The sequence below is a fragment of the Streptomyces sp. cf386 genome, assembly GCF_900103585.1.
GTDB lineage: Bacteria > Actinomycetota > Actinomycetes > Streptomycetales > Streptomycetaceae > Streptomyces.
Genome location: NZ_FNHV01000039.1, coordinates 1 through 25,347 on the forward strand (window position 1 = coordinate 1; position 25,347 = coordinate 25,347).

The window sequence follows — 25,347 nt, forward strand, 5'->3', positions numbered from 1 at the left end:
TCGTTGTACTTCTTCAGACCGCCGTGGTACTCGTCCATCCAGGCCTGGGCGAAGGTGCCGTCCTGGATCTCGGCGAGGACCTGCTTCATCTCGGCCTTGGTGGCGTCGGTGATGATCCGCGGGCCGGTGACGTAGTCGCCCCACTCGGCGGTCTCGGAGATCGACCAGCGCATCTTCTCCAGGCCGCCCTCGTACATGAGGTCCACGATCAGCTTCAGCTCGTGCAGGCACTCGAAGTACGCGATCTCCGGCTGGTAGCCGGCCTCGGTCAGCGTCTCGAAACCGGCCTTGACCAGGGCGGCCGTACCACCGCAGAGGACGGCCTGCTCACCGAACAGGTCGGTCTCGGTCTCCTCGGTGAAGGTCGTCTTGATGACGCCGGCGCGGGTGCCGCCGATGCCCTTGGCGTACGACAGGGCCAGCGCGAAGGCGTTGCCGGTGGCGTCCTGCTCGACAGCCGCGATACACGGAACGCCGCGGCCCTCCTCGTACTGGCGGCGGACCAGGTGGCCCGGGCCCTTGGGGGCGACCATGCAGACGTCGACGCCGGCCGGGGGCTTGATGAAGCCGTAGCGGATGTTCAGACCGTGGCCGAAGAACAGGGCGTCGCCGTCGTTCAGGTTCGGGGCGATGTGCTCCTCGTAGACCTGGGCCTGGATCGGGTCCGGGACGAGGATCATGATGACGTCGGCCTCGGCGGCGGCCTCCGACGGGGTCACCACGCGCAGGCCCTGCTCCTCGGCCTTCGCCTTGGACTTGGAGCCCTCGTGCAGACCGACGCGGACGTCGACACCCGAGTCACGGAGCGACAGCGCGTGGGCGTGGCCCTGGCTGCCGTAACCGATGACCGCGACCTTGCGGCCCTGGATGATGGACAGGTCGGCGTCGGCGTCGTAGAACAGCTCGGCCACTTTGGGTTCTCTCCTTGTGTGCAGGTGTTGCGTCCCACCGTATGACGGCGGGCGGAAGTGAAGCTGCGGGGTCTCGGTATACGGGCGGCCGGTGTCCCCCGGTCGCCCGTATCCATCGTTACGCCGACCGGTCGAGGGCGCGCAGCGACCGGTCCGTGATCGAACGCGCGCCGCGTCCGATCGCGATCGTGCCGGACTGGACGAGTTCCTTGATGCCGAAGGGCTCCAGCATCTTCAGCATGGCGGACAGCTTGTCGCTGCTGCCGGTCGCCTCGATCGTGACGGCCTCCGGGGAGACATCGACGGTCTTGGCGCGGAAGAGCTGGACGATCTCGACGATCTGGGAGCGTGTCTCGTTGTCGGCGCGCACCTTCACCAGAACGAGTTCGCGGTGCACGGCCTGTGCGGGCTCCAGCTCGACGATCTTCAGCACCTCGACGAGCTTGTTGAGCTGCTTGGTGACCTGCTCCAGCGGCAGCGCGTCGACGCTCACCACGATCGTGATGCGGGAGATGTCAGGGTGCTCGGTGACACCGACGGCGAGCGAGTCGATGTTGAAGCCGCGGCGGGAGAACAGGGCGGCGATCCGGGCCAGGATGCCCGGCTTGTTCTCCACCAGGACGGAGAGCGTGTGCTTGGACATGATCTTTTACGTCTCTCTCGCTCAGTCGTCTTCGTTGTCGCCGAAGTCGGGGCGGACGTCCCGAGCGGCCATGATCTCGTCGTTGGAGGTGCCGGCGGCGACCATCGGCCACACCATCGCGTCCTCGTGGACGATGAAGTCGACCACGACCGGACGGTCGTTGATGGAGTTCGCCTCTTCGATGACCTTGTCGAGGTCGGCCGGGTTCTCGCAGCGGATCGCGTAGCAGCCCATGGCCTCCGACAGCTTCACGAAGTCGGGGACGCGGGTGCCGGCGCTCGGCTGCTTGCCGTCGGCCTCGGGGCCGGAGTGCAGCACGGTGTTGGAGTAGCGCTGGTTGTAGAAGAGGGTCTGCCACTGGCGGACCATCCCGAGGGCGCCGTTGTTGATGACGGCGACCTTGATCGGGATGTTGTTCAGGGCGCAGGTGGTGAGTTCCTGGTTGGTCATCTGGAAGCAGCCGTCGCCGTCGATCGCCCAGACGGTCTGCTCCGGGGCTCCGGCCTTTGCGCCCATCGCGGCCGGGACCGCGTAGCCCATTGTCCCGGCGCCGCCGGAGTTCAGCCAGGTTGCGGGCTTCTCGTACTGGACGAAGTGCGCGGCCCACATCTGGTGCTGGCCGACGCCCGCCGCGAAGATGGTGCCCTCCGGGGCGAGTTGACCGATCCGCTCGATGACCTGCTGCGGGGCCAACGAGCCGTCCTCGGGCTGGTCGTAGCCGAGCGGGTAGGTGTCGCGCCAGCGGCTGAGGTCCTTCCACCAGGCGGTGTAATCGCCCTGGTGGCCCTCGGCGTGCTCCTTCTGGACGGCCTGGACCAGGTCGGCGATGACCTCGCGGGCGTCACCGACGATCGGCACGTCGGCGGCGCGGTTCTTGCCGATCTCCGCCGGGTCGATGTCGGCGTGGACGATCTTGGCGTACGGGGCGAAGCTGTCCAGCTTGCCGGTGACGCGGTCGTCGAAGCGGGCTCCGAGGGCGACGATCAGGTCGGCCTTCTGCAGCGCGGTGACGGCGGTGACCGCACCGTGCATGCCCGGCATTCCCACGTGCAGCGGGTGGCTGTCGGGGAATGCGCCGAGCGCCATCAGGGTGGTGGTGACGGGCGCTCCGGTGAGTTCCGCGAGGACCTTCAGCTCGGCGGTCGCGCCGGCCTTGAGGACGCCGCCGCCGACGTAGAGGACGGGGCGCTTCGCGGAGGTGATGAGCTTGGCGGCCTCGCGGATCTGCTTGGCGTGCGGCTTGGTGACGGGCCGGTAGCCGGGCAGGTCCATGGTGGGCGGCCAGGAGAAGACGGTCTTCGCCTGGAGGGCGTCCTTGGCGATGTCGACCAGGACCGGGCCCGGGCGGCCGGTGGAGGCGATGTGGAACGCCTGCGCGATCACCCGCGGGATGTCCTCGGCCTTGGTGACCAGGAAGTTGTGCTTGGTGATCGGCATCGTGATGCCCACGATGTCCGCCTCCTGGAAGGCGTCCGTGCCGATCGCCTTGGACGCGACCTGGCCGGTGATCGCCACGAGCGGCACCGAGTCCATGTGCGCGTCCGCGATGGGCGTGACCAGGTTGGTGGCGCCGGGACCGGAGGTCGCCATGCAGACGCCGACCTTGCCGGTGGCCTGCGCATAGCCGGTGGCCGCGTGGCCGGCGCCCTGCTCGTGACGGACCAGGACGTGGCGCACCCTGGTGGAGTCCATCAGCGGGTCGTACGCAGGCAGGATCGCACCGCCCGGAATGCCGAATACCGTGTCGGCGCCGACCTCCTCGAGCGAACGGATGAGGGACTGCGCACCCGTGACGTGCTCGGGGGCGGACTGCTGTCCTCCGGAACGGGGCCGCGGCTGCGGATTATGGGCCCCGGTGGCCTGCTCGGTCATCGGCATTCTCTTCTCGATGCTGAGGGTTTTTGCGAGGTTTGGGCGGAGTTGCGGTGCTGCACCGACTGGGCCTGTGCAACAAAAAACCCCTCGTGCCATAAGGCAAGCGAGGGGAGCGCGCCGGATGCGGTCGCTGGGAGTTCCGGGTCTGTCCGGACGTCACCAGCTTCAGCCGACGCGCTTTCCAAGTACGAGAATTCGGGTGCGCATGGCACTGACCCTCCCCCCGGCACACACCCACTGTCAAGCGGGTGGGACGGGAGTCTCATTATGTGAGCGAAGGGCACTTCCGCCTCCGAGAACGGCCGACACACCACTGGTGTACACCCCGGAGCCGCCACCCGCGAACGCGGGCTCCACCGGTCCGTGCGGCACCGGAAAGTGGCCGGAACCGATCGCCCGGCGCAGCCGGTACTCGTCCAGCGGCCCGGAGAACGCCATGCCCTGCCCGTGCGTGCACCCCATCGCCCGCAACGCGACGACCTGCTCCGGCAGATCCACGCCGTCGGCCACGGACTGCAGCCCGAGGTCTCCGGCGATCCGCAGCAGCCCGCTGGTGATCTTGTGCAGCCGCGCGGACTCCACGACCCCCTCGACCAGACCGCGGTCGAGCTTGAGGACGTCGACGGGAAGCCTGCGCAGCGCCGTGATCGCCCCGTATCCGCTGCCGAAGCCGTCCAGGGCGACCCGGACGCCGAGTCTGCGCAGGCCGCTCAGGCGGCGCTCCAGTTCATCCAGTGAGACACGGGGGTCCAGATCGGACAGCTCGATGATCAGCGATCCGGAGGGCAGCCCGTGCCGGGTCAGCAGCGCCTCGATCGAGCCGAGCGGCATCGACCGGTCCAGCAGCCGGCGCGCACCCAACCGCACGGCGACGGGTACCGCGAGCCCGGTCGCGGTGCGCTCGGCGGCCTGCTCGACAGCCTCCTCCAGCATCCAGCGGCCCAGCTCGGCGGTCTTGTCGCTGTCCTCCGCCACCCGCAGGAACTCGGCGGGCGTGAACAGCACCCCTTGCGAGGACCGCCAGCGCGCCTGGGCGGCGACCGACGTGATCCGGCCGTCCGCCAGACACACCACCGGCTGGTGCAGCAGCGCGAACTCGCCGTCGTGCAGCGCGGCCCGCAGGCGCGTGGCCAGCTCCGCCTTGCGTACGACGTCCTGCTGCATCTGCGGCTTGTAGAGCTCGACGCGGCCCTTGCCGCCCGCCTTGGCGCGGTACATGGCCAGGTCGGCGTTGCGCAGCAGCTCGCCCGCGCCGAGGCCCGGCTCGGCGAAGGCGACGCCGATGGAGGCGTTGACCCGGACATCGTTGCCGTCGATGAGGTACGGCTGCGACAGGGTCACCCTAAGGCGGTCGGCGAGCTCCAGGATGTGTCGTTCGCGGGCCGTGCGGTCGCGGGTGTTGTCCCCGACGATCAGGGCCGCGAACTCGTCGCCGCCCAGCCGGGAGGCGGTGTCCCCGTGCCGGACCGCCTCCTGGAGTCTGCGGGCGGCCTGGACGAGCAGTTCGTCGCCGGCCTGGTGTCCGATCGTGTCGTTGACGCCCTTGAAGCCGTCGAGGTCGATGAAGAGGACGGCGGTGTTGCGCAGGGCGAGGCCTCGGTCGGTGGCGCGGCGGCCGGACAGGGCCTGCTGCACGCGCTGAGTGAACAGCGCGCGGTTGGGCAGGTCGGTGAGCGGGTCGTGCTCGGCGTTGTGCTGGAGCTGCGCCTGGAGGCGCACTCTTTCGGTCACGTCCCGGCTGTTGAAGATGAGGCCGCCGTGGTGCCGGTTGACGGTCGACTCGACGTTGAGCCAGCCTCCCCCACTTTCGGCTTCGCTCGAGCGGGAGGTGCCCCCACCACCGGACCGGAAGCGGCACTCGATGCGCGTAGTGGGTTCCTCGAGTGGGCTCGTGGCGAGGAAGCGGCGCACCTCGTGCACCACGCAGCCCAGATCCTCCGGGTGGATGAGATTGGCTAGTTCCGTACCCACGAGCTCCTCGGCGGAACTGCCGTAGACCCCGGCGGCGGCCGGGGAGACGTACCGGAGGATTCCGTTGGGCGCGGCGATCATGATGACGTCGCTGGAGCCCTGCACCAGCGAGCGGAAGTGATTCTCCTTCTGCGCCAGTTCCTGGGTGAGGGTGATGTTGTCGAGCAGCATGATGCCCTGGCGCACCACGAGGGCGAGGACGACGGTGCCGCCGGTGATGAGCACCACGCGGTCGACGCTGCGGCCGTTGAGGACGTTGTAGAGGATCCCGAGCGTGCAGACCGCGGCGGCGAGGTACGGCGTGAGCGCGGCCAGGGAGCCGGCGATCGGCCGGGTGACCGGATGCCGGGTGTGCTCACTTCCCGGCGCGGGCGTGTGGTGATGGCTTGTGGCGCGCTGTCCGGGCACATGCTCGTGCACCACGCGCGTGTGCCCTGTGTGGTGCCGGTCGGCCTCCTCGTGCCCCCGTCGGGGCGTGGCCCACGGCGCGTACGCCAGGAGTAGCGAGCCGGCGAACCAGCCCGCGTCGAGCAGTTGCCCGGAGCGATAGCTGTTGTGCAGCAGCGGCGAGGTGAACAGGGCGTCGCACATCACGGTCAGGGCGAGCGCGCCGATCGCGGTGTTGACCGCCGTGCGGTTCGTCGAGGAGCGGCGGAAGTGCAGCGCGAGCACCATGCTGACCAGCGCGATGTCGAGCAGCGGGTAGGCGAGCGAGAGCGCGGTGTGCGCCACGCTCTCCCCGCCGCCGGCGTCGATCTTGGCCGCCTGGGCCAGGGCGAGGCTCCACGCCAGCGTCAGCAGCGAGCCGCCGATCAGCCAGGCGTCCAGCCCGAGGCAGACCCAGCCGGCCTTGGTCACCGGCCGCTTGGCGAGCACCAGGAGTCCCACGATGGCGGGCGGCGCGAAGCACAGGAAGAACCCGTCGGCGTAGGAAGGGCTGGGCACGGGCCGCTCCAGGACGACCTCGTACCACCCCCACACCAGGTTGCCGAGGGCGGCCATCGCCGAGGAGAGGGCGAACAGCAGCCAGGCGGGCCGGAAGCGGATACGGCTGCTACGGGCGTAGCGGAAGCAGGACACGGCGGCGGCGCCGGCCGCGGCGGCCAGGCCGAAGTCGCCCATGATCAGCGCGAGTTGGTCCGAACCCCAGCCGAGCGCGGAACCGACGGCGTATCCCGCGCACACCAGGGCCAGAACAACTTGCGGCAGCAGCCCCGAGCCGTCACCCGAGGACGACAGACGGGGCAGCATCGTGCCCGGCGAACGCTGTGCCCGCAGCGCCGAGTCGAGAGTGGCCGTGGGGGGCGGCGGGCTCACCGGGCCCTCCCGGTCCGCGCCGCTCCCGGGTCCCGAGTGTCCCGGGGCATCGGCTGCACATGCCGCCTGCGGCTGCTGTGCCTGCGGTGGTGATGGGTGTGAGGGCAGCCGTGGCTGCCGTGGTGACCGCGTCTGCGCGCGGCCGTACTCCAGGGTCGCCGACGGCGGCCCCGCCGCGTCGGATTGCTCGTCCATAGGCCGTGCATCGCCCGTCGCCCCCCTCACAAATCTGAAATGTCCATCCCCGGCGCCGAACGGTGCGGCGCAACCCCTGTCCGGACGATACACCAGTCTCGTCACTCAGGGACATAGGGCCTCTACGCTCCGTGACGACCAGCGCATATGCGAGTACGGACCGCTTCCGCAGAGTTGCGGAGGGTACTCGAACCGGATGAAGAAGCTGTTACGCGCCCGTCGTAAGGATCACGTTGCGCAGCGGTTCACGGTTCACATAACGACTCAACTGGTCCACCAGCAGCCGCTTGGCGCGCGGCAGGAACGCGGACGTCGGTCCGCCCACATGCGGGCTGATCAGCACGCCCGGCGCACGCCACAGGGGGTGTTCGCGCGGCAGCGGTTCGGGGTCGGTGACGTCCAGCGCGGCGGTGATGCGCCCGGTCTCCAGCTCGGCGAGCAGCGCCTTGGTGTCGGCGACTCCTCCTCGGGCGACGTTGACCAGCAGCGCGCCGTCCTTCATCAGGGCGAGGAAGTCGGCGTCGACCAGGTGCCGGGTGGCATCCGTCAGGGGCGTGGACAGGATGACGACGTCCGCTTCCGGGAGCAGAGCGGACAGTTCGGTGAGCGGATGCACAGGTCCGCGCGCCGTGGTGCGCTCAGAGCGCGCGACGCGCGCCACCCGCGCGAGTTCAAAAGGCGTGAGCCGGTCCTCGATCGCGGCCCCGATCGAGCCGTATCCCACGATGAGGACGTTCTTGTCCGCCAGCGCGGGCCGGAACCCGCCGCGCCACTCCCCCTTGTCCTGGGCGCGCACGAAGTCGGGGATGCCGCGCAGCGAGGCGAGGATCAGGGTGAGGGTGAGTTCGGCGGTGCTCGCCTCGTGCACCCCGCGCGCGTTGCACAGCCGCACGCCCGGCCGCAGGTGCTTGAGGCCCGGCTCCACGTGGTCGGTACCTGCGGAGAGCGTCTGCACGACCTCCACGGAGCTCATCCGCGGCAGGGGACGCTGCCCGAGCGCGGGCGGCTTCATGTACGGGACGACGTAGAAGACGCAGTCGGCCGGGTCGGCGGGGAAGTCCTCGGCACCGTTCCAGAAGCGATAGTTGGGGCCTCCGGGAAGACCCTCGATCTCTTCCGGCGGGATGGGGAGCCACACGTCAGCAGTCATGGTCAGGAGGCTATGTCAGGCGAACTGGAGTGCAGAGGTTAGGTTGGGGTGCCGGAAGAGGGAGGGTTACGGCCAGGTGGAGCGCAGGACGATCGGCGCGGCGGCACTCGCGGTGGGAGCCGTCGGGCTCGGGTGCATGCCGATGAGCTGGGCCTACAGCTCGTCGCGGCAGCGGGGCGAGGAGTCGGTCAGGGCGGTGCACCGGGCGCTCGATCTGGGCTCGACGCTGCTGGACACGGCCGACATGTACGGCCCGTTCACCAACGAGCTGCTGGTCGGGCGGGTGTTGAAGGAGCGCCGCCAGGACGCCTTCGTGTCGACCAAGGTCGGTCTGCTGGTCGGCGAGCAGCACATCGTGGCCAACGGCCGCCCCGGCTATGTGAAGCGGGCCTGCGACGCCTCTCTGCGCCGTCTGCAGACGGACGTCATCGACCTCTACCAACTGCATCGCGCGGACCCCGAGGTTCCCGTCGAGGAGACGTGGGGCGCGATGGCGGAGCTCGTCCAGGCCGGAAAGGTACGGGCGTTGGGGCTGTGCGCGATGGGCGCGCGAGGCGGCCGCCGCTCCGGAGCGCGCCTGCACGATGCGACGATCCGGCAGTTGCAGCGGGTGCAGCAGGTCTTCCCGGTGAGCGCCGTGCAGGCGGAGCTGTCGGTGTGGTCGCCTGATGCGCTGGAGACGCTGCTGCCGTGGTGCGAGGCGCGCGGCGTCGGCTTCCTCGCGGCCATGCCCCTGGGCAACGGCTTCCTGACCGGCACGCTCACCCCCGGGCAGGGCTTCGAACCGGACGACGTCCGCGCCCGGCACCCGCGCTTCACCGCGGAGATGATGGCGGCGAACCAGCCGATCGTCGTCGGCCTGCGCCGGATCGCGGCCCGTCACGGTGACGGGGTCACGCCCGCGCAGGTGGCGCTGGCCTGGGTACTGGCGCAGGGACGGCACGTGGTGGCGGTGCCGGGGGCCAAGCAGGAGCGCTGGGTGACGGAGAACGCCGGGGCCGAGGGGTTGCGGCTGACGCGGGAGGACCTGGCGGAGGTGGCGGACCTGCCGGGGGCCCGGGGATCCTGGGACTGACATCTGCAGGGCCCCGGCGGCTCTGATTCAAGGTTCACAGTTCGGGAACCTCTGAGGCGCGAGCGGTGTAAGAAAAGTAGAACCCGCCGCGTCGAAGGGACCTTGATCGTGCAACGTCGAGTTGTGGCGGCCGTGACGGCCGCCGCCGCACTCCTGCTGACGGCCGGCTGCTCCTCCGACAGCGGGGGGTCGCCGGACGAGGGCAAGAGCGGGGCGTCCAGCAATGCGGATCCGGGATCGTCGCCCACCCGGCAGGCGGCGGAGACCCCGCCCGCGCAGGGCACGGTCAAGGTGGTGCGCACCGTCGCCGAGGGCCTGAACACCCCCTGGGGCCTGGCCCCGCTCCCCGACGGCGATCTGCTCGTCTCCTCCCGCGACGAGGCCACGATCACCCGGGTCGACGGGGAGACGGGCAAGAAGACAGAGCTGGGCGAGGTACCGGGGGTGTCACCGGCGGGCGAGGGCGGCCTCATGGGCCTGGCGCTGTCGCCGGACTACGCCTCGGACCACATGGTCTACGCGTACTTCACCTCGGCCTCGGACAACCGCATCGTCCGCATGCTGTACGACGAGCAGCGGCCGTCCGGTGAGCAACTGGGCGCGCCCGACACGATCTTCAAGGGCATCCCCAAGGGCTACATCCACAACGGCGGCCGGATCGCCTTCGGCCCGGACAAGATGCTGTACGCGGGCACGGGCGAGAGCGGCGACACCGGGCTGTCCCAGAACAAGGAGTCCACAGGCGGCAAGATCCTGCGCCTGACACCGGAGGGCGAACCGGCCCCGGGCAACCCCTTCCCCAACTCCCCGGTGTACTCGTTCGGCCACCGCAATGTGCAGGGCCTGGCCTGGGACGCCCAACAGCGCCTGTTCGCCGCCGAGTTCGGCCAGGACACCTGGGACGAGCTGAACGCGATCAAGCCGGGCGGCAACTACGGCTGGCCCGAGGTCGAGGGCAAGTCCGACGACAGCCAGTACCAGAACCCGCTGGCCCAGTGGGGCACCGACGACGCCTCCCCCAGTGGCATTGCCTACGCCGAGGGCTCCGTCTGGATGGCCGGTCTGAAGGGCCAGCGCCTGTGGCGCGTCCCGCTGAACGGCACGGAGGCATCGGCGGACCCGCAGGCGTTCCTGGAGGGCGAGTACGGCCGGCTGCGCACGGTCGTCCCGGCGGGCGGCGACAAGCTGTGGCTGACGACGAGCAACACGGACGGACGGGGCGATCCCAAGGACGGGGACGACCGGATTCTGGAGGTGCAGGTGAGCTGAGAGCCCCTCACTCCGCTCCGTCGGCCTCCTGCGCCGACGCCTCGGGCCGCCGTACGACCACCTTCCCGGACGCGAGATCTATCGGCCCACGCCCGGGGTCGTTGTCCCCGACGTCCTCGCGGGTCAGTTCCAGTCGGTTCTGCTCGTCGCGGGTGTGCTTGCGGCCGGGAGCAAAGAGTTCCTCGAAGGCGTTGAACACGAAACCTCCCTTGGCCGACGCGACGTCCCTTACAGCGTAAACCTCAGCTTCTCGTTCCGGATGTGACCGTTTCGGCCGAGAACAACCCCATCCGATGCGCCATCGCGGCTGCTTCCCCCCTCCCTGAGACGCCGAGCTTTCCGAGAATGTTCGACACATGGACGCTGGCCGTCTTGGGGGAGATGAAGAGCTCCTCGGCGATCTGACGGTTGGTGCGACCGGCGGAGACCAGACGCAGGACGTCCCGTTCCCGGGTGGTGAGTCCGAGGGAGTCGGCCGGGTCGGCCGGGGGCGGGGCCGCGGTGAGGGAGAGGCGGGCACGCTGGGCCAGGTGGGCCGTGGCGTCGGCGAGGGGGCGGGCGCCCAGGTGGGTGGCGGTGGCCCGGTTCAGGCGGAGCAGTTCCGTGGCGCGGGCGCGCTCGTCCTCGCCGCCGATCTCGAGCAGTGCCTCGGCGAGGCGGTGGCGGACCTGGGCGAGGTCGTAGGGGCGTTCCAGGGCCTCGAAGGCTGTGACCACATCCGACCAGGTGTCGACGGTGGCCCGGCTCTCGGCGCGGTCGAGTTCGGCTCGGGTCCACTTGTCGTACGCCAGCCACAGGGGGGCGCCCGTGGTGAGCTTGCGGACGGCCTCGAAGAGCCGTTCCAGGTAGGCGGCGCGGCCCTCTTGAGCGGCGGGCAGCGCATGGGCGCGGGCCTCGGACTCGGCGAGGGCGGCGGCCAGCAGCAGCGGCCAGGCGTAGCGCTGGGTGCCGGGCGGGAAGCCGGTGCTCAGGGCCCGGTCGCCCTCGGCGCGGGCGTCGAGGAGGCGGCCCTCGGCGGCGGCTATGCCGATGGTGAGGCAGGCCATCGGCAGGTTGCTCTGCGGCACGGCGTCGTGGGTGCCGTAGGTGGCGCGGGCGGAGGCCAGATGGCCGGCGGCCGCGGCGACCTCGCCGCGGGAGAGCGCAAGGTGGGCAAGGCTGTTGGAGCCGCCGCCGTGCGGCTTGGCGGGCCGCCCTGTGCGCTGGGCGTTGACCGCGGCCTCTACGGCTTCGTCCCAACGGCCCAGGGAGATCAGTGACTCGGCGAGGTTCGCCCAGATCCAGGCCTCGGTGTCGCGCAGGCCCGTCTTCTGGGTCAGCCGCAGTCCCTCCCGCAGGAGGCCCACGGCCTCCTCGGAGCGGCCGACGCCTTCCAGGACGGACGGCAGGTTCACATGGCTGCGTCCGATCACGGCGGTGAGGCCGCGAGCCAGTGCCTCCTCCCTGACCTCGTTCATCTGGGCCAGGCCGGCCTCGATCTGCCCGGCGTCGACCATGAGTCCGCCGAGTGTGAGCCGTGCGTTGAGTTCGATGTCCTCGGCGCCCACCATGCGCGCGTACTCGACGGCCCGCTCGGCGGCGGACATGGCGTCGGGGCCGGGGTCGCGCAGCATCGACCAGTTGGCGGCTGCGGCGAGCACCTCGGCGTGCACCTCGGACGGCGGCAGTCCGCGCACCAGTTGCTGCGCGGTGGCCAGTTCCTTCCAGCCGTCGCCGCGGGCCTGGGCCTGGACCAGTCGGGAACGCTGGACCCAGAACCAGGCGGCGCGCAGGGGGTCGCCGTCCTCCTCCAGGATGTGCAGGGCCCGCTTGGTGATCTTCAGGGCGCGTTCGCGCTCCCCGCAGAGCCGTCCGGCGACGGCGGCCTCGGCCATGAGGTCGAGGTAGCGCAGGGGCTTGGTGGCGGGGTCGCAGCCGCAGGGGGGATAGACCTCGGTGTAGTCGACGGGGCGCAGCGTGGCCCGTACGTCCTCGGGGGCGGAGTCCCACAGCTCCATCGCGCGTTCCAGCAGCCGCAGTTGCTCGGAGTGGGCGTGCCTGCGGCGGGCGGTGACCGACGCGTCCAGGACGGCGGGCAGGGCCTTGGCCGGGTCGTGGGCGTGGTACCAGTAGCTGGCCAGCCGCGTGACGTGCACGTCGGCCGGGACGAGCGTCGGGTCGGCCTCCAGGGCCTCGGCGTAACGGCGGTTGAGGCGGGAGCGCTCGCCGGGCAGCAGGTCGTCGCCGACGGCCTCACGGACCAGGGAGTGCCGGAAGCGGTAGCCGTCGCCGCCGGGCGCGGCGATGAGGATGTTGGCGTTGACGGCGGACCGCAGCGCCTCGATGAGGTCGTCCTCGGCGAGCCGGGCGACGGCGGCGAGCAGCCGGTACTCGACGGTGGAGCCTCCCTCGGCGACGATCCGGGCGACCCGCTGGGCGCTCTCGGGCAGTCCCTCGACGCGGACCAGGAGCAGGTCGCGCAGGGAGTCGGTGAGGCCGGTGCAGCTGCCCTCGTGGGCGGCGACGGCGAGTTCCTCGACGAAGAAGGCGTTGCCGTCGGAGCGTTCGAAGATCGCGTCGACCTGGGCCGGGTCGGGTTCGCACGCCAGGATTCCGGCGATCTGGCGGCCGACCTCGGCGCGGTTGAAGCGGCCGAGTTCGAGACGACGAACCGTGCGCAGGCGGTCGAGTTCGGCGAGGAGCGGGCGCAGGGGGTGGCGGCGGTGGATGTCGTCGGAGCGGTAGGTGGCGAGGACGACGAGGCGGCCGGTGCGCAGGGTGCGGAAGAGGTAGGCGAGGAGGTGGCGGGTGGAGGCGTCGGCCCAGTGCAGGTCCTCCAGGGCGACGACGACGGTGCGGTCGGCGGCGACGCGCTCCAGGAGACGGGCGGTGAGTTCGAAGAGGCGGGCCATGCCCTCCTCGTCGGACCGGTCCGCCCTGCGGGCCGCCGCCGTCTCGCCCAACTCGGGCAGCAGCCGCGCCAGTTCCTCCTCCTGACCGGCGGCTGCGGCGGCGAGTTCCTCGGGCAGTTCGCGGCGCAGGGCGCGCAGTGCAGTGGAGAACGGGGCGAACGGCAGTCCGTCGGCGCCGATTTCGACACAGCCGCCGAACACGACGACGGCGCCCTCGCGGGCGGCGGCGCCGGCGAACTCCTCGACGAGGCGGGTCTTGCCGACCCCGGCCTCGCCGCCGATCACCAACGCCTGCGGGTCGCCTCCGGCGGCGCGGGCGAAGGCGTCGTGCAGCGTCTCCAACTCTGCTGCGCGACCGACGAACACGGGGCTGACGGACTGGCTCTCCACGGGGCCGAGCATCGCACGCGGTGCGGGCAGGAGGGCAACGGTTTTCGCCGGGCTCGGCGTCGTGGGCGCCGCCCTCTGGAGGCTGCCGCCCCCAGACCCCCGCTTCGGCCCCGAAAGGGCCTCGTCCTCAAACGCCGGACGGGCTGAGATCGCCTCCCTCGCCTTCACGCGGCACGCGGACGCCGGTGCCTGCGGCGGCGCCACGTATGCGCCTCCCTCTCCCCCACCCCCTCAGCGGAGCCTTCCGCGGCCTCGCGGCGGGTCGCGCGGCGGGAGCGGACGACCTCACGGACCAGGCGCTCGTGCTCGGCCCGGCGGATCAGTTCGGCGGAACGGAGGTGGTGGAGCTCGTACTCGTACACAGGTGGTCCCTCGTTTTCCCTGGTGAGACGCGGGTTCTGGCGTCGCGTTGCGCGATGCCTCCACCTTCGTCTCCCAGGCGGGTCCGCCACATCGGGAGAGTTCCGCATCTTCGCCGGTTGGCGGGGCCTTAGACACGCGTGAGGGGCCTCAGGGCGCCGTCTAAGGTGCTTACGGCTGCCCTGGGACCCCTCGGGACTTGTGGTGACTCAGCTCGCTGTCGGCAGGCCGAGCAATGCGTCGGTGTACTTGAGCACGGCCAACAGCAGGCCGATGACACCGAGGGCGACGCCGCCCCAGGCGACCGACTTGATCCACGTGGCCTGCGGCTTGCCGGGCGCGCCGAACGCGGGACGGGCGAGCACCACGACGCCGACGATCAGCGCGGCGAGCGCGAACACGCCGGCCCACACGGCGGAGGTCTGCCAGGCGTCGCCGTAGACCTCCTTGATCTGCTGGGCGACGCTCGCGTTCGAGGCGGTCTCCAGCTGGCCGACGAGGGTCTCGCGGGCGGCGGCGACCGTACCGATCCAGCCGCCGGTCAGGGAGACGAGGCCGAGCGCCGCGGAGACGACCGCGCCCGCGCCCTGGCCGACGCCGGTGGGGCCCTCTTCCGTGGCCTCGGCGGTCACCTCGTCCTCGGCCTCGATCTCGTCGTTCTCCGTGACCTCGTCGGAGTCGGTCGCCTCAGTGGCCTCAGTGGCCTCGGTCGTCTTGACGACGTCCACCTTCTCCTCGTCGGTCTTCGCCTGGGTGCCGGAGTCGGCGCCGCTCTCGTCCACTGTCTTCGTTCCCATGCCTCGCACCGTACGGACGCTGTCTGAGAGGTCTCTTAATTTCGTCGAGGCCTCTTATCGGTCGTTGTGAGCGGCACGCGTGCGTGCCTCACGCCACTCGGGGGCCAGGATCGACCACACCTCGAGGTCGTGCCGCACTCCACGATAGGGGTAGCTCTCCCGGCGCACCCCTTCGCGGGTCATTCCGAGCCTCCGGGCGACATCGAGGCTCGGGGTGTTCCCGGCGGACGCGATCCACTCGACGCGGTGGATGCGGCGCTGCTCGACCGCGAAGTCGATGAGGACGCGCATCGCGCGCGTGACGAGCCCGCGCCCGGTGCCGGCGGGCTCCAGCCAGCAGCCGACCTCGGCGTTGGCGTTCTCGGCGTCGAAGTTGAGGAAGAGCACCCCGCCGACGAGTTTGCCGTCCAGCCAGATGCCGTGCAGGGAGCCGGTGTCGGCGGCGCGCATGTCGGCGTAGCGCTGGAGCACCTCGCGCGCGGAGTCCACGTCGGTGGCCTTCGCCCCGAAGGGGATGTACTGGTTGATGAAGTCGCGCCCCCGCTCCAGGTGGGCGAGGAACTCCTCGGCGTACCAGGGCTCCAGGGGGCGCAGTTCGGCTCCGTCGTCACCCAGCGATATCGCGTACATCCCGCCCTCGCTCCTCCTCGGCCAGCACGTCCGCCACCTCGGCGTCCGTCGCGGCGGCCAGCCTCTCATGGGCGGCACGGGACTCGGGCGGCTCGATGCTGATGCGGGGCAGGCGCGCCTCGAGCCAGCGGGGCAGCCACCAGTTGGCGCCGCCGAGCATGTGCATCAGGGCGGGGACGAGCAGGGTGCGCAGGACGAAGGCGTCCAGGGCGACGGCTGCGGCCAGCGCGATGCCGAACATGGCGATCACCCGGTCGCCGCTGAGGACGAAGGCGAGAAAGACCGAGATCATGATGACCGCGGCGGAGTTGATCACGCGGCCGGTCTCGGCGAGGCCGATCCGCACGGCCCTCCGGTTGTCGCCGGTCTCCAGCCATTCCTCGTACATCCGGCCGACCAGGAAGACCTGGTAGTCCATGGACAGGCCGAACAGCACCGACACCATGATCACCGGGAGGAAGGGCTCGATCGGGCCCGCGCGACCCAGTCCGAGGAGTTCGCTGCCCCAGCCCCACTGGAAGATCGCGACGACGACACCGAAGGCGGCGGCGACGGCGGCCACGTTCATCGCGGCGGCCTTCAGGGGTATCCCGACGGACCGGAAGGCGAGCAGGAGCAGCAGACAGCCCAGGCCGATGACGACGCCGACGAACAGCGGCAGCTTGCCGACGATGATGTCGGCGAAGTCGTCGTAGCCGGCCGTCATGCCGCCGACCTGCACATCGAGCGAGGTACCGGTCTCGGCGCGCGGCAGGACCTTCTCGCGCAGCCGGTCGACGAGCTCGCTGGTCTGCCGTGACTGCGGGGAGGACTCCGGTACGACGGTGAGGTACGCGGTGTCGCCACCGGTGTTGTACCTCACCGGGGTCACCGAGGCGACGCCCTCGGTGCCCCGCAGGGTCGCGTCGAGGTTGTCGAGGGCGAGCCGGTCGTCGCCGCCGTCGACCTCGGTGACCAGAGTGAGCGGGCCGTTCACACCGGGCCCGAATCCGTCGGCGAGGAGGTCGTAGGCCTGGCGGGTGGTGGAGGACTCCGGGTTGTTGCCCTGGTCGGAGGTGCCCAGGCGCAGGCCGAGGGTGGGCAGTGCGAGGACCGTGATGACGGCCAGGGCGATCGCGCCGAGCGCCTTGGGGTGGCGCTCCACGAACGCCGACCAGCGGGCGGCGAACCCGGTCGGCAGCTCGGGCCCGGGTCCGTGCTCGGCCAGCCGGCGCCGCTCGCGGCGGCTGAGGGCGCGCATGCCGATGAAGGACAGCAGGGCGGGCAGCAGGGTCACGGAGGCGGCGACCGTCAGGACCACGGTCAGCGAGGCGGCTATCGCGACGCCGTTCAGGAAGCTGAGCCGGAGGATCAGCATCCCGAGCAGGGCGATGCACACCGTGGCACCCGCGAACACGACCGCACGACCGGTGGTGGCCACGGCGTTCGTGATCGACTCGGTGACGGACAGCCCGCGCTTCAGTCCGCGGCGGTGTCTGGTGACGATGAACAGCGCGTAGTCGATGCCGACGCCGAGCCCGATGAGCATCCCGAGCATGGGCGCGAAGTCGGCCACGGTCATGGCGTGCCCCAGCAGGGCGATCCCGGCGTACGCGGTGCCGACGCTCACCAGCGCGGTGGCGATGGGCAGCAGGGAGGCGGCGAGCGAGCCGAAGGCGAGGAACAGCACGACCGCGGCGACGGCCACCCCGACGGCCTCGGCGAGATGCCCGCCCGGCGACTCGGTGAGCCCGACGGCGCTGCCGCCCAGCTCCACCTGGAGCCCGTCGGCCTCGGCGGCCTCGGCCGCGTTCACGACGGCCTGCGCCTCGCCCCTGTCGAGGTTCTCGGCGCTGTCGCCGAAGGTGACGACGGCGTACGCCGTGTGCCCGTCCTCGCTGATCTGGGCGGCGCCCTGCTTGTCGTACGGGCTGCCGACGGCCGCGACACCCGGCAGCTCCGCGATCTCGTCCAGGGTGCGGGTCATGGTCTGTTCGACGTCGGCGGCACGGACGGTGCCGGACGTGGTGTGCCAGACAACGGTGTCACTGTCGCCGCCGAGGCCGGGGAAACCGTCCTCCAGGAGCTGGGTGGCGCGGCCGGACTCGGTGCCGGGGACGTGGTAGTCGTTCGAGTACGCGGTGCCCGTGACGGCGGCGGCCGCGGTCACCCCACCGAAGGCGAGCAGCCAGAGCAGTACGGCGACGAGGCGGCGCTGGACACACCAGCGTGCAAGAGCTGCCACGAACGAGCTCCCGGGGGCGATTTGTGGATCTTTGACCGGGATAAGTCGTTCATGAAGTGAACAGCCCGCAAAGAACGCATGAGCGATGTGAAGCAAACTCTCGCAGGCGAGGAAGATCGTTTATGGCGTTCGTGGGTTTATTCACAAGAGTGGGAGGCAGATCACAGGACAGTAACGGCCCCTCTGTCATCCCCGCGTGACGCCTTTCACATCAGTCGAACTGATCCCCCAGCGCCATCACCATCACCCCGGTGACGAGCAGCCACAGCGCCCGGCGGGTGCGCCCCCGCGAGCCGAGGAACGCGGCGAGCGCGCAGACGGCGGCCCCGAAGGCGTAGGCGGCCGGGACGAGGGCCGGGGCGGAACCTGTGGCACGAAGGGTCGAGGCGGCCAGCCCCGCAAGGGCGAGGAGCACCCCGGTCCCGGCCGCCGTCCAGCGGGCCCGCCGCGCCACCTGCGCCGGATCCTCGGCGTCCGCCAGGTCTTCGTCGCGCTCGTCCTCCGGCGTCTCGGGCTGCTCCGCCTGCTCCTCCCGCGTCTCGGATATCTCGGAATCACCGCGTCCACTCATGGCGGGCGAGCGTAGCGCGTCGCGCTGAGAAACCAGATGCCAGTCCGAAGGGCGGGCTGCTAGCTTCCGAAGGTCAACCATGACCGCGGCACACCGCCGCCGACCTGGGCAGGTGCATTGTTTGAGCGTCCGACCGAGCTCCTCCGTATCCCCTTCCGCTTCCCCGGACTCAAGGAGCCCGTTCACCGATGCCAGACATCACGCAGAGGACCTCGAATGAGGATCTCGCCAAGCGGCTGACCCACCCCCGCTACCCGCGCAGCAACAGCTACGACCCCCGCTGGGTCGTCGACAACCAGATGGGCCCCAACGCCCTCTGGCTGCTGGAGTGGCTCGCCCCCGCCCTCGGCCTGGACGCCCTGCGTCCCTGCGCACGCGTCCTCGACCTGGGCTGCGGCCGGGCGATGACCTCCGTCTTCCTGGCCAGGGAGTACGACGCCCAGGTCACCGCCGCCGACCTGTGGATCAAGCCCGACGACAACGCGCGGCGGGTGGCCGAGGCGGGCTTCGCCGACCGGGTGCTGCCCGTGCACGCCGAGGCGCACGACCTGCCGTTCGCCGAGGGCAGCTTCGATGCGATCGTGAGCATCGACGCGTACCAGTACTTCGGCACGAACGATCTCTATCTGCCCACGCTGACACGGCTGTTGAAGCCCGGCGGGCGGATCGGCGTCGTCGTGCCGGCACTGCGGGAGGAGCCGGACGGCATCGAGCCGCCCGAGCATCTCAAGCCGTGGTGGGAGCCCGACTTCTGGTGCTTCCACACCGCCGAGTGGTGGCGCCGGCACTGGACGCGCAATGGCGCCGTCGAGGTCGAGGCGGCCGACTGGCTGGACGACGGCTGGCGGGACTGGCTGCTGTGGTGCGACGTGATCGCCGAGGAGAGTCCCGAGGAGTTCCATCGCACCATGGCCCGCCAGGTCGGCGAGATGGTGCGGCTCGACGAGGGCCGCGCGCTGGGTTTCGTACGGCTCGTAGGACGCCGTAAGTGACCCTGTGAGCACGACAACGGCCCCGGAGGAGCTGCCTCCGGGGCCGTTTCGGTTGTCGGCGCTCAGCCCTCGCTGACGCCCAGCTTCTCCAGGATCAGTTCCTTGACGCGCGCGGCGTCGGCCTGACCCCGGGTCGCCTTCATGACCGCGCCGACCAGGGCGCCGGCCGCGGCCACCTTGCCGCCGCGGATCTTGTCGGCGATGCCCGGGTTGCCGGCGATGGCCTCCTCGACGGCGGTGGTGAGCGCGCCCTCGTCAGAGACGACCTTCAGACCGCGTTTGTCGACGACCTCGTCCGGGGTGCCTTCGCCCGCGAGAACGCCCTCGATGACCTGGCGGGCCAGCTTGTCGTTGAGGTCGCCCTTCGAGACCAGCTCGGAGACGCGGGCGACCTCGACCGGCGTGATGGCCAGCTCGTCGAGCGACTTGCCCGACTCGTTGGCGCTGCGCGCCAGTTCGCCCATCCACCACTTGCGGGCGGAGGCGGCGTCGGCACCGGCGTCGATCGTGGCGACGATCGGGTCCAGCGCACCGGCGTTGAGGATCGCCTGCATCTCGACGGTGGAGATGCCCCACTCGGCGAGCAGCCGGGTACGGCGGGCCAGCGGCATCTCCGGCAGCGCGGCGCGGATCTCCTCGACCCACTCGCGGGACGGAGCAACCGGGACGAGGTCCGGCTCGGGGAAGTACCGGTAGTCCTCGGCCTCTTCCTTCACCCGGCCCGAGGTCGTGGACCCCGTGTCCTCGTGGAAGTGCCGGGTCTCCTGGATGATCGTCCCGCCGCTGCTGAGGACGGCCGCGTGCCGCTGGATCTCGAAGCGGGCCGCACGTTCCACGGAACGCAGCGAGTTCACGTTCTTCGTCTCGGAGCGGGTGCCGAACTTTTCGGTGCCGTTCGGGCGCAGCGACAGGTTCACGTCGCAGCGCATCTGCCCCATCTCCATGCGGGCTTCCGAGACACCGAGCGCCTTGATGACCTCGCGCAGCTCACGGACGTACGCCTTCGCGACCTCGGGAGCACGCTCGCCCGCACCCTCGATCGGCTTGGTGACGATCTCGATGAGCGGGATGCCGGCGCGGTTGTAGTCGAGCAGCGAGTGCGAGGCGCCGTGGATACGGCCCGTCGCGCCGCCGACGTGCGTCGACTTGCCGGTGTCCTCCTCCATGTGGGCGCGTTCGATCTCCACGCGGAAGGTCTCGCCGTCCTCCAGCTGGACGTCGAGGTAGCCGTTGAAGGCGATCGGCTCGTCGTACTGGGAGGTCTGGAAGTTCTTCGGCATGTCCGGATAGAAGTAGTTCTTCCGGGCGAAGCGGCACCACTCGGCGATCTCGCAGTTCAGCGCGAGACCGATCTTGATCGCGGACTCGACGCCGGTCGCGTTGACGACCGGGAGCGAGCCCGGCAGGCCGAGGCAGGTGGGGCAGGTCTGCGTGTTGGCGTCCTGACCGAGTTCGGTCGAACAGCCGCAGAACATCTTGGTCTTGGTGCCGAGTTCGACATGGACCTCAAGGCCCATGACGGGGTCGTACGACGCCAGCGCGTCCTCGTACGACACCAAGTCGGTCGTGGTGGTCACGGTGAAACTTCCCTCTCAGCCCAGCAGGACGTCGTCGTCGCCCAGCCGCTTCAGCTCGCGGTAGAGGATGGCGAGGCCGGTGACGATCGCGGCGGCGGACACGGCGGCGTCGATCAGGCGCAGCGTGTCGCTCTCCACGCGGGCCTTCTTGGCCTGCTTGGCGACGTTGACCGCACCGAACGCGGTGGTGGCCATGGACAGGTACAGACCGGACTTGGACTTCTTGAAGCCCTTGGCCTTGGACATTGCCTTGCTCACAGCGACGGAGCCTCCTCGAGCAGCGGGTGCCCCCACTTTTCCACGAAGGCGGCCTCGACGGCGGCTCCGACCTTGTACAGGCGGTCGTCCTTCATCGCCGGGGCGATGATCTGCAGGCCGACCGGGAGGTTGTCCTCCGGGGCCAGACCGCAGGGCAGGGACATGGCCGAGTTGCCCGCGAGGTTCGTCGGGATGGTGCAGAGGTCGGCGAGGTACATCGCCATCGGGTCGTCGGCGCGCTCGCCGATCGCGAAGGCGGTGGTCGGCGTCGTCGGGGAGACGATGACGTCCACCTGCTCGAAGGCCTTCTCGAAGTCGCGCGTGATGAGCGTGCGGACCTTCTGGGCGCTGCCGTAGTACGCGTCGTAGTAGCCGGAGCTGAGCGCGTACGTGCCGAGCATGATGCGGCGCTTCACCTCGGGGCCGAAGCCCGCCTCACGGGTGATCGACGTGACCGCCTCGGCGGAGTTCGTGCCGTCGTCGCCGGTCCGCAGGCCGTAGCGCAGGCCGTCGAAGCGGGCGAGGTTGGAGGAGCACTCGGAGGGCGCGATCAGGTAGTACGCGGAGAGCGCGAGGTCGAAGGACGGGCAGTCCAGCTCGACGATCTCGGCGCCCAGCCCCTTGAGCAGCTCGACGGACTCGTCGAACCGCTGGATGACGCCGGCCTGGTAGCCCTCGCCGCGGAACTGCTTGACGACACCGACGCGCATCCCGGCGACGCTGCCGTTGCGAGCGGCCTCGACGACCGGCGGGACCGGGGCGTCGATCGACGTGGAGTCGAGCGGGTCGTGCCCGGCGATGACCTCGTGCAGCAGGGCCGCGTCCAGGACCGTACGGGCACAGGGCCCGCCCTGGTCGAGGGAGGACGAGAACGCGACCATGCCGTACCGCGAGACGGCCCCGTACGTCGGCTTCACGCCGACCGTGCCGGTGACGGAGGCCGGCTGGCGGATGGAGCCGCCGGTGTCGGTGCCGATGGCGAGGGGCGCCTGGAAGGAGGCGAGCGCGGCGGAGGAGCCGCCACCGGAGCCGCCGGGGATCTTGGTGAGGTCCCAGGGGTTGCCGGTCGGGCCGTACGCGCTGTTCTCGGTGGAGGACCCCATGGCGAACTCGTCCATGTTGGTCTTGCCGAGGATGACGACGTCAGCGGCCTTCAGACGCTTGGTGAGGGTGGCGTCGTACGGCGGAATCCACCCCTCCAGGATCTTCGAGCCGACGGTCGTCGGAACGCCCTCGGTGGTGAAGATGTCCTTGAGCGCGAGGGGAACACCGGCGAGCGGCCCGAGCTTCTCGCCCTTGGCGCGCTTCTCGTCGACGGCGCGGGCCTGCGCGAGGGCGCCCTCGCGGTCGACGTGCAGGAAGGCGTGCACCTTCTCGTCGACGGCCTCGATGCGGGCGAGGTGGGCCTCGGCGACCTGCACGGCCGTGAGCTCACCGGAAGCGATCTTCGCGGCGGTCTCGGCGGCCGTGAGCTTGATGATGTTGTCCGTCATGGCGGTTAGTCCTCCCCCAGGATCTGCGGCACCTTGAAACGCTGCTGCTCCTGGGCCGGGGCGCCGGAGAGCGCCTGCTCGGGGGTGAGCGACGGACGGACCTCGTCCACGCGCATGACGTTCGTCAGCGGGAGCGGGTGCGAGGTCGGCGGTACGTCTTGGTCGGCGACCTCACTGACGCGTGCGACCGCGCCGATGATGTCGTCCAGCTGTCCCGCGAAGTGCTCGAGCTCTTCGGGCTTCAGCTCCAGACGCGCCAGCCGTGCGAGGTGGGCGACCTCCTCGCGCGTGATGCCAGGCATGCAGCGATCCTCTGGGGTGAGTGTGTGGTGTTTGGGCCCAATCCTATGGGGCGGGGCCCTGTGCCCGTGAAACGGATTCCCCCGGGGCGGGCGTACGCCTGCCCCGGCACTCACATGTACGCCCCACAACTCACTCTGCGGCGGGAAGCGCCGCCCGCGGTCGCTGCCACCCCCGCGAACCCCGTGCCCGCAGCCAGGCCGTCGTCTCCTCCGGCGGCATCGCCGCCGCGACCAGCCACCCCTGGACGGCGTCGCAGCCCAGGTCCCGCAGGCGTTCCCAGGTCTCGTCGTCCTCGACGCCCTCGGCGACGACGAGCAGGCCGAGGGAGTGCGCCAGATCCACCGTGCAGCGCACGATCTCCGCGTCCTCGACGTCGAACGCGAGCCGCGCCACGAACGAGCGGTCGATCTTCAGCTCGCTGACCGGCAGTCGTCTGAGGTGCACGAGGGACGAGTACCCCGTGCCGAAGTCGTCCAGGGACATCTTCACGCCGTGCCCGGTCAGCCCGGCGAGCGTGTCGGCGGCCCGCTGCGGGTCCTCCAGCAGGACGTGTTCCGTTATCTCCAGCTGGAGCGCTCCTGCCGGAACACCGTGCCGGGCCAGCCGCGCCGCGACGGAACCCGCGAATCCGGGGGTGTGGACGTCACGGGGAGAGACGTTGACCGCCACGGGCACGAACAGGCCCTGCGAGCGCCACTGCGCCACCTGCCCGAGCGCCGTCTCCAGCACGTACTCCGTCAGATGCGGCATCAGCCCCGACGACTCGGCGATCGCTATGAACTCGTCCGGTGGCACCTTCCCGCGTTCCGGATGCACCCAGCGCACCAGCGCCTCCAGCCCGGCGACCTGTCCGTCGAAGCGCACCTTCGGCTGGTAGTGCAGCTCGACCTCGTGCGCGTCGAGCGCCCGGCGCAGATCGCCCAGCAGGCCCAGCCGGTCCGGGGTGTTGGAGTCCCGCTTCGACTCGTAGACCTCTACGCCCGTACGGTCCCGTTTCGCCTGGTACATCGCCACGTCCGCGCGCCGCAGCAACCCCTCGGCGTCGAGGGCGTGGTCGGGGAAGACGGCGACGCCGGCGCTGGCCTCCAGGACCAGGGTGAGCCCGTCGAGGTCGAGCGGGGAGCTGAGGGCGGTGACGAGGCCGCGGGCGACCCGGGTCGCGGACGTCGTGGAGTCGGCGACCGGCAGTAACACGGCGAACTCGTCACCGCCGAGCCGCGCGGCCTCCGCTCCGCGCGGCAGGGCGAGCCGCAGTCGGTCCGCTATCTGCAGCAGCAACCGGTCACCGGCGAGATGGCCGAGCGTGTCGTTGACCGATCGGAAGCGGTCGAGGTCGATCAGCATCAGGGCGGACCGGGCGCCGATACGCTCGGCGTCGTCGAGCGCGGTCCAGATGCGCTCCAGCAGCCACTGCCGGTTGGGCAGCCCGGTCAGCGGGTCGCGCAGCTGCTCCTCCGCCCTGGCCCGGGCGATCCACAGGGTGGAGTCCAGGGCGATGAGGGGGATGGAGAACAGCGGCAGCAACAGGGGCTTGGCGATGGCGACCACGCACACCAGCGGCGCGATGCCGAGCAGCGCGACGGCGACCAGTCCCTGCCTGACCAGGGCGGTGCGGGCGACGGTGGGCAGGCCGCCGTGCGGGGCGTGCAGATACCAGAGCAGGACGCGGGTGACCGCCAGGTAGGCGGCGGCGACGAGCACCACGCCGGGGGCGGTGTAGAGCGTCCAGGTGTCGGGGTTCCAGGGGTTCTCGACGGTGGGCACGCGGCCGAAGGCGGCCAGCACGAGGGCCCCGGCGGCGATGCCGAGGATGTCCACCGCACCGTGCAGCACGCCCTGCCGCCAGCGGCCCCGGCGGGCGATGCCGACCAGGACGACGACGGTGAGGCTGACCATGCCGGCGGGCACCCAGCCGTACAGCATCAGCACGGCGAGGGTGAGGGCGGCGCCGGAGCCGGTGCCGCCCCACCAGCGGGCGCGGCCGAGCGCGACCAGATGGCCGACGATGACTCCGGTCAGCACCGCCAGGGACCAGCCGACGGTGCCGGACGGGAAGAGGGCGTGGTTTCCGGTGAACGCCCGGTAGAAACCGGCGCCGAGGACGAACCCGGCCGCCGCGACGACCGCCGCGGGCAGCGCGGGCCAGGACAGGTGCCGTTCGTGGTCGGAGCCCGGCAGCCCGGCGGTGCGCTCGGCGTCGAGCCGCACGGCGCCGCCGTCCGCCACGGTGTGCGGCCCGGCGGCGCTCCCCGCGCCTCTTTCCACCCGCGAACGCTCCGCGGCCCGCGCCGCCCACCCTCGCCATGCGCCGGCGATCCGGCGCAGCCGTGAGTCCGGGGCGGCACTCTCGGTCGGTTCCATTCCCGTCCCTCTCACAGCCGGCGGTGCCCACGCCACGCGGCCCGATGCCCGACAACAACCTTCAACGGCACCGCGTTGGAAAACCCTTCCCCCC

The 25,347-nt window shown here is 70.8% G+C and carries 20 protein-coding genes; 3 read left to right on the forward strand and 17 right to left on the reverse strand.

The features are described from left to right. The 5 genes from ilvC to BLU79_RS45920 all read right to left on the reverse strand — a co-directional run. On the reverse strand, positions 1 to 911 hold a 911-nt coding region (ilvC, locus tag BLU79_RS45900), incomplete at its 3' end, for a ketol-acid reductoisomerase (protein ID WP_093912017.1). 118 nt (positions 912 to 1,029) lie between these two features. Next, positions 1,030 to 1,554 carry an acetolactate synthase small subunit gene (ilvN, locus tag BLU79_RS45905; RefSeq protein ID WP_093912018.1) on the reverse strand — a complete coding sequence of 175 codons (525 nt, stop codon included), beginning with the start codon at positions 1,552 to 1,554 and terminating at the stop codon, positions 1,030 to 1,032. Between the two features lie 21 nt (positions 1,555 to 1,575). Further along, positions 1,576 to 3,432 (reverse strand): acetolactate synthase large subunit, encoded by a 1,857-nt coding sequence (locus tag BLU79_RS45910; RefSeq protein ID WP_093912019.1) that lies wholly within the window; start codon positions 3,430 to 3,432, stop codon positions 1,576 to 1,578. 237 nt (positions 3,433 to 3,669) lie between these two features. Further along, the gene (locus BLU79_RS45915; RefSeq protein WP_177001458.1) at positions 3,670 to 6,717 is read right to left on the reverse strand and encodes a putative bifunctional diguanylate cyclase/phosphodiesterase; all 3,048 of its coding nucleotides are present in this window, start codon (positions 6,715 to 6,717) and stop codon (positions 3,670 to 3,672) included. 403 nt (positions 6,718 to 7,120) lie between these two features. After that, positions 7,121 to 8,062, reverse strand: a complete 942-nt coding sequence (locus tag BLU79_RS45920; protein WP_177001459.1) for a 2-hydroxyacid dehydrogenase — start codon at positions 8,060 to 8,062, stop codon at positions 7,121 to 7,123. Between the two features lie 76 nt (positions 8,063 to 8,138). On the opposite strand from BLU79_RS45920, the gene BLU79_RS45925 reads away from it, so the two are divergent. Then, the gene (locus BLU79_RS45925; protein WP_093912022.1) at positions 8,139 to 9,137 is read left to right on the forward strand and encodes an aldo/keto reductase; all 999 of its coding nucleotides are present in this window, start codon (positions 8,139 to 8,141) and stop codon (positions 9,135 to 9,137) included. Between the two features lie 102 nt (positions 9,138 to 9,239). Beyond that, a complete protein-coding gene (locus BLU79_RS45930) occupies positions 9,240 to 10,406 on the forward strand; it encodes a PQQ-dependent sugar dehydrogenase (RefSeq protein ID WP_256333751.1) in 1,167 nt (388 codons plus the stop codon). A gap of 7 nt (positions 10,407 to 10,413) precedes the next feature. Here the strand turns inward: BLU79_RS45930 and BLU79_RS45935 are convergent, their stop codons facing one another. The 7 genes from BLU79_RS45935 to BLU79_RS45965 form a co-directional block, all read right to left on the reverse strand. Next, the gene (locus tag BLU79_RS45935; RefSeq protein WP_093912024.1) at positions 10,414 to 10,605 is read right to left on the reverse strand and encodes a DUF6191 domain-containing protein; all 192 of its coding nucleotides are present in this window, start codon (positions 10,603 to 10,605) and stop codon (positions 10,414 to 10,416) included. 43 nt (positions 10,606 to 10,648) lie between these two features. Then, positions 10,649 to 13,699, reverse strand: coding sequence for a helix-turn-helix transcriptional regulator (locus BLU79_RS45940; protein WP_093912025.1), 3,051 nt, complete (start codon positions 13,697 to 13,699; stop codon positions 10,649 to 10,651). A gap of 152 nt (positions 13,700 to 13,851) precedes the next feature. Beyond that, a complete protein-coding gene (locus tag BLU79_RS45945) occupies positions 13,852 to 14,049 on the reverse strand; it encodes a hypothetical protein (protein WP_093912026.1) in 198 nt (65 codons plus the stop codon). A gap of 207 nt (positions 14,050 to 14,256) precedes the next feature. Next, complete coding sequence (locus tag BLU79_RS45950; protein WP_093912027.1) at positions 14,257 to 14,844, reverse strand: hypothetical protein; 588 nt, start codon at positions 14,842 to 14,844, stop codon at positions 14,257 to 14,259. A gap of 54 nt (positions 14,845 to 14,898) precedes the next feature. Then, complete coding sequence (locus BLU79_RS45955) at positions 14,899 to 15,474, reverse strand: GNAT family N-acetyltransferase (protein ID WP_093912028.1); 576 nt, start codon at positions 15,472 to 15,474, stop codon at positions 14,899 to 14,901. After that, positions 15,452 to 17,698 (reverse strand): MMPL family transporter, encoded by a 2,247-nt coding sequence (locus BLU79_RS45960; protein ID WP_093912029.1) that lies wholly within the window; start codon positions 17,696 to 17,698, stop codon positions 15,452 to 15,454. The genes BLU79_RS45955 and BLU79_RS45960 overlap by 23 nt, the downstream gene beginning before the upstream one ends. A gap of 211 nt (positions 17,699 to 17,909) precedes the next feature. Beyond that, entirely contained in the window at positions 17,910 to 18,269 is a 360-nt protein-coding gene (locus BLU79_RS45965; RefSeq protein WP_093912030.1) for a hypothetical protein, read from the reverse strand. Between the two features lie 188 nt (positions 18,270 to 18,457). Here BLU79_RS45965 and BLU79_RS45970 point away from each other — a divergent pair, with 188 nt between their 5' ends. Then, entirely contained in the window at positions 18,458 to 19,261 is an 804-nt protein-coding gene (locus tag BLU79_RS45970) for an SAM-dependent methyltransferase (RefSeq protein WP_093912031.1), read from the forward strand. Positions 19,262 to 19,323: 62 nt separating this feature from the next. Here the strand turns inward: BLU79_RS45970 and gatB are convergent, their stop codons facing one another. From gatB to BLU79_RS45995, 5 genes are all read right to left on the reverse strand, one after another. After that, positions 19,324 to 20,838 (reverse strand): Asp-tRNA(Asn)/Glu-tRNA(Gln) amidotransferase subunit GatB, encoded by a 1,515-nt coding sequence (gene gatB / locus BLU79_RS45975; protein WP_093912032.1) that lies wholly within the window; start codon positions 20,836 to 20,838, stop codon positions 19,324 to 19,326. A gap of 15 nt (positions 20,839 to 20,853) precedes the next feature. After that, complete coding sequence (locus tag BLU79_RS45980) at positions 20,854 to 21,096, reverse strand: hypothetical protein (RefSeq protein ID WP_093912033.1); 243 nt, start codon at positions 21,094 to 21,096, stop codon at positions 20,854 to 20,856. Continuing rightward, entirely contained in the window at positions 21,093 to 22,589 is a 1,497-nt protein-coding gene (gene gatA, locus BLU79_RS45985; protein ID WP_093912034.1) for an Asp-tRNA(Asn)/Glu-tRNA(Gln) amidotransferase subunit GatA, read from the reverse strand. Before gatA ends, BLU79_RS45980 begins: the two co-directional genes overlap by 4 nt. Positions 22,590 to 22,594: 5 nt before the next feature. Beyond that, positions 22,595 to 22,891, reverse strand: coding sequence for an Asp-tRNA(Asn)/Glu-tRNA(Gln) amidotransferase subunit GatC (gatC, locus tag BLU79_RS45990; protein WP_031485327.1), 297 nt, complete (start codon positions 22,889 to 22,891; stop codon positions 22,595 to 22,597). 130 nt (positions 22,892 to 23,021) lie between these two features. After that, complete coding sequence (locus BLU79_RS45995) at positions 23,022 to 25,253, reverse strand: putative bifunctional diguanylate cyclase/phosphodiesterase (RefSeq protein ID WP_093912035.1); 2,232 nt, start codon at positions 25,251 to 25,253, stop codon at positions 23,022 to 23,024. Positions 25,254 to 25,347: the final 94 nt, after the last annotated feature.

Bases quoted from the DNA above. Each gene is read 5' to 3' on its own strand.
- BLU79_RS45955 (WP_093912028.1), bottom strand. From the start codon at position 15,474: ATGTACGCGATATCGCTGGGTGACGACGGAGCCGAACTGCGCCCCCTG.
- BLU79_RS45910 (WP_093912019.1), bottom strand. From the start codon at position 3,432: ATGCCGATGACCGAGCAGGCCACCGGGGCCCATAATCCGCAGCCGCGG.
- gatC (WP_031485327.1), bottom strand. From the start codon at position 22,891: ATGCCTGGCATCACGCGCGAGGAGGTCGCCCACCTCGCACGGCTGGCG.
- BLU79_RS45950 (WP_093912027.1), bottom strand. From the start codon at position 14,844: ATGGGAACGAAGACAGTGGACGAGAGCGGCGCCGACTCCGGCACCCAG.
- gatA (WP_093912034.1), bottom strand. From the start codon at position 22,589: ATGACGGACAACATCATCAAGCTCACGGCCGCCGAGACCGCCGCGAAG.
- ilvN (WP_093912018.1), bottom strand. From the start codon at position 1,554: ATGTCCAAGCACACGCTCTCCGTCCTGGTGGAGAACAAGCCGGGCATC.
- BLU79_RS45995 (WP_093912035.1), bottom strand. From the start codon at position 25,253: ATGGAACCGACCGAGAGTGCCGCCCCGGACTCACGGCTGCGCCGGATC.
- BLU79_RS45965 (WP_093912030.1), bottom strand. From the start codon at position 18,269: ATGAGTGGACGCGGTGATTCCGAGATATCCGAGACGCGGGAGGAGCAG.
- BLU79_RS45940 (WP_093912025.1), bottom strand. From the start codon at position 13,699: ATGCTCGGCCCCGTGGAGAGCCAGTCCGTCAGCCCCGTGTTCGTCGGT.
- BLU79_RS45970 (WP_093912031.1), top strand. From the start codon at position 18,458: ATGCCAGACATCACGCAGAGGACCTCGAATGAGGATCTCGCCAAGCGG.
- BLU79_RS45920 (WP_177001459.1), bottom strand. From the start codon at position 8,062: ATGACTGCTGACGTGTGGCTCCCCATCCCGCCGGAAGAGATCGAGGGT.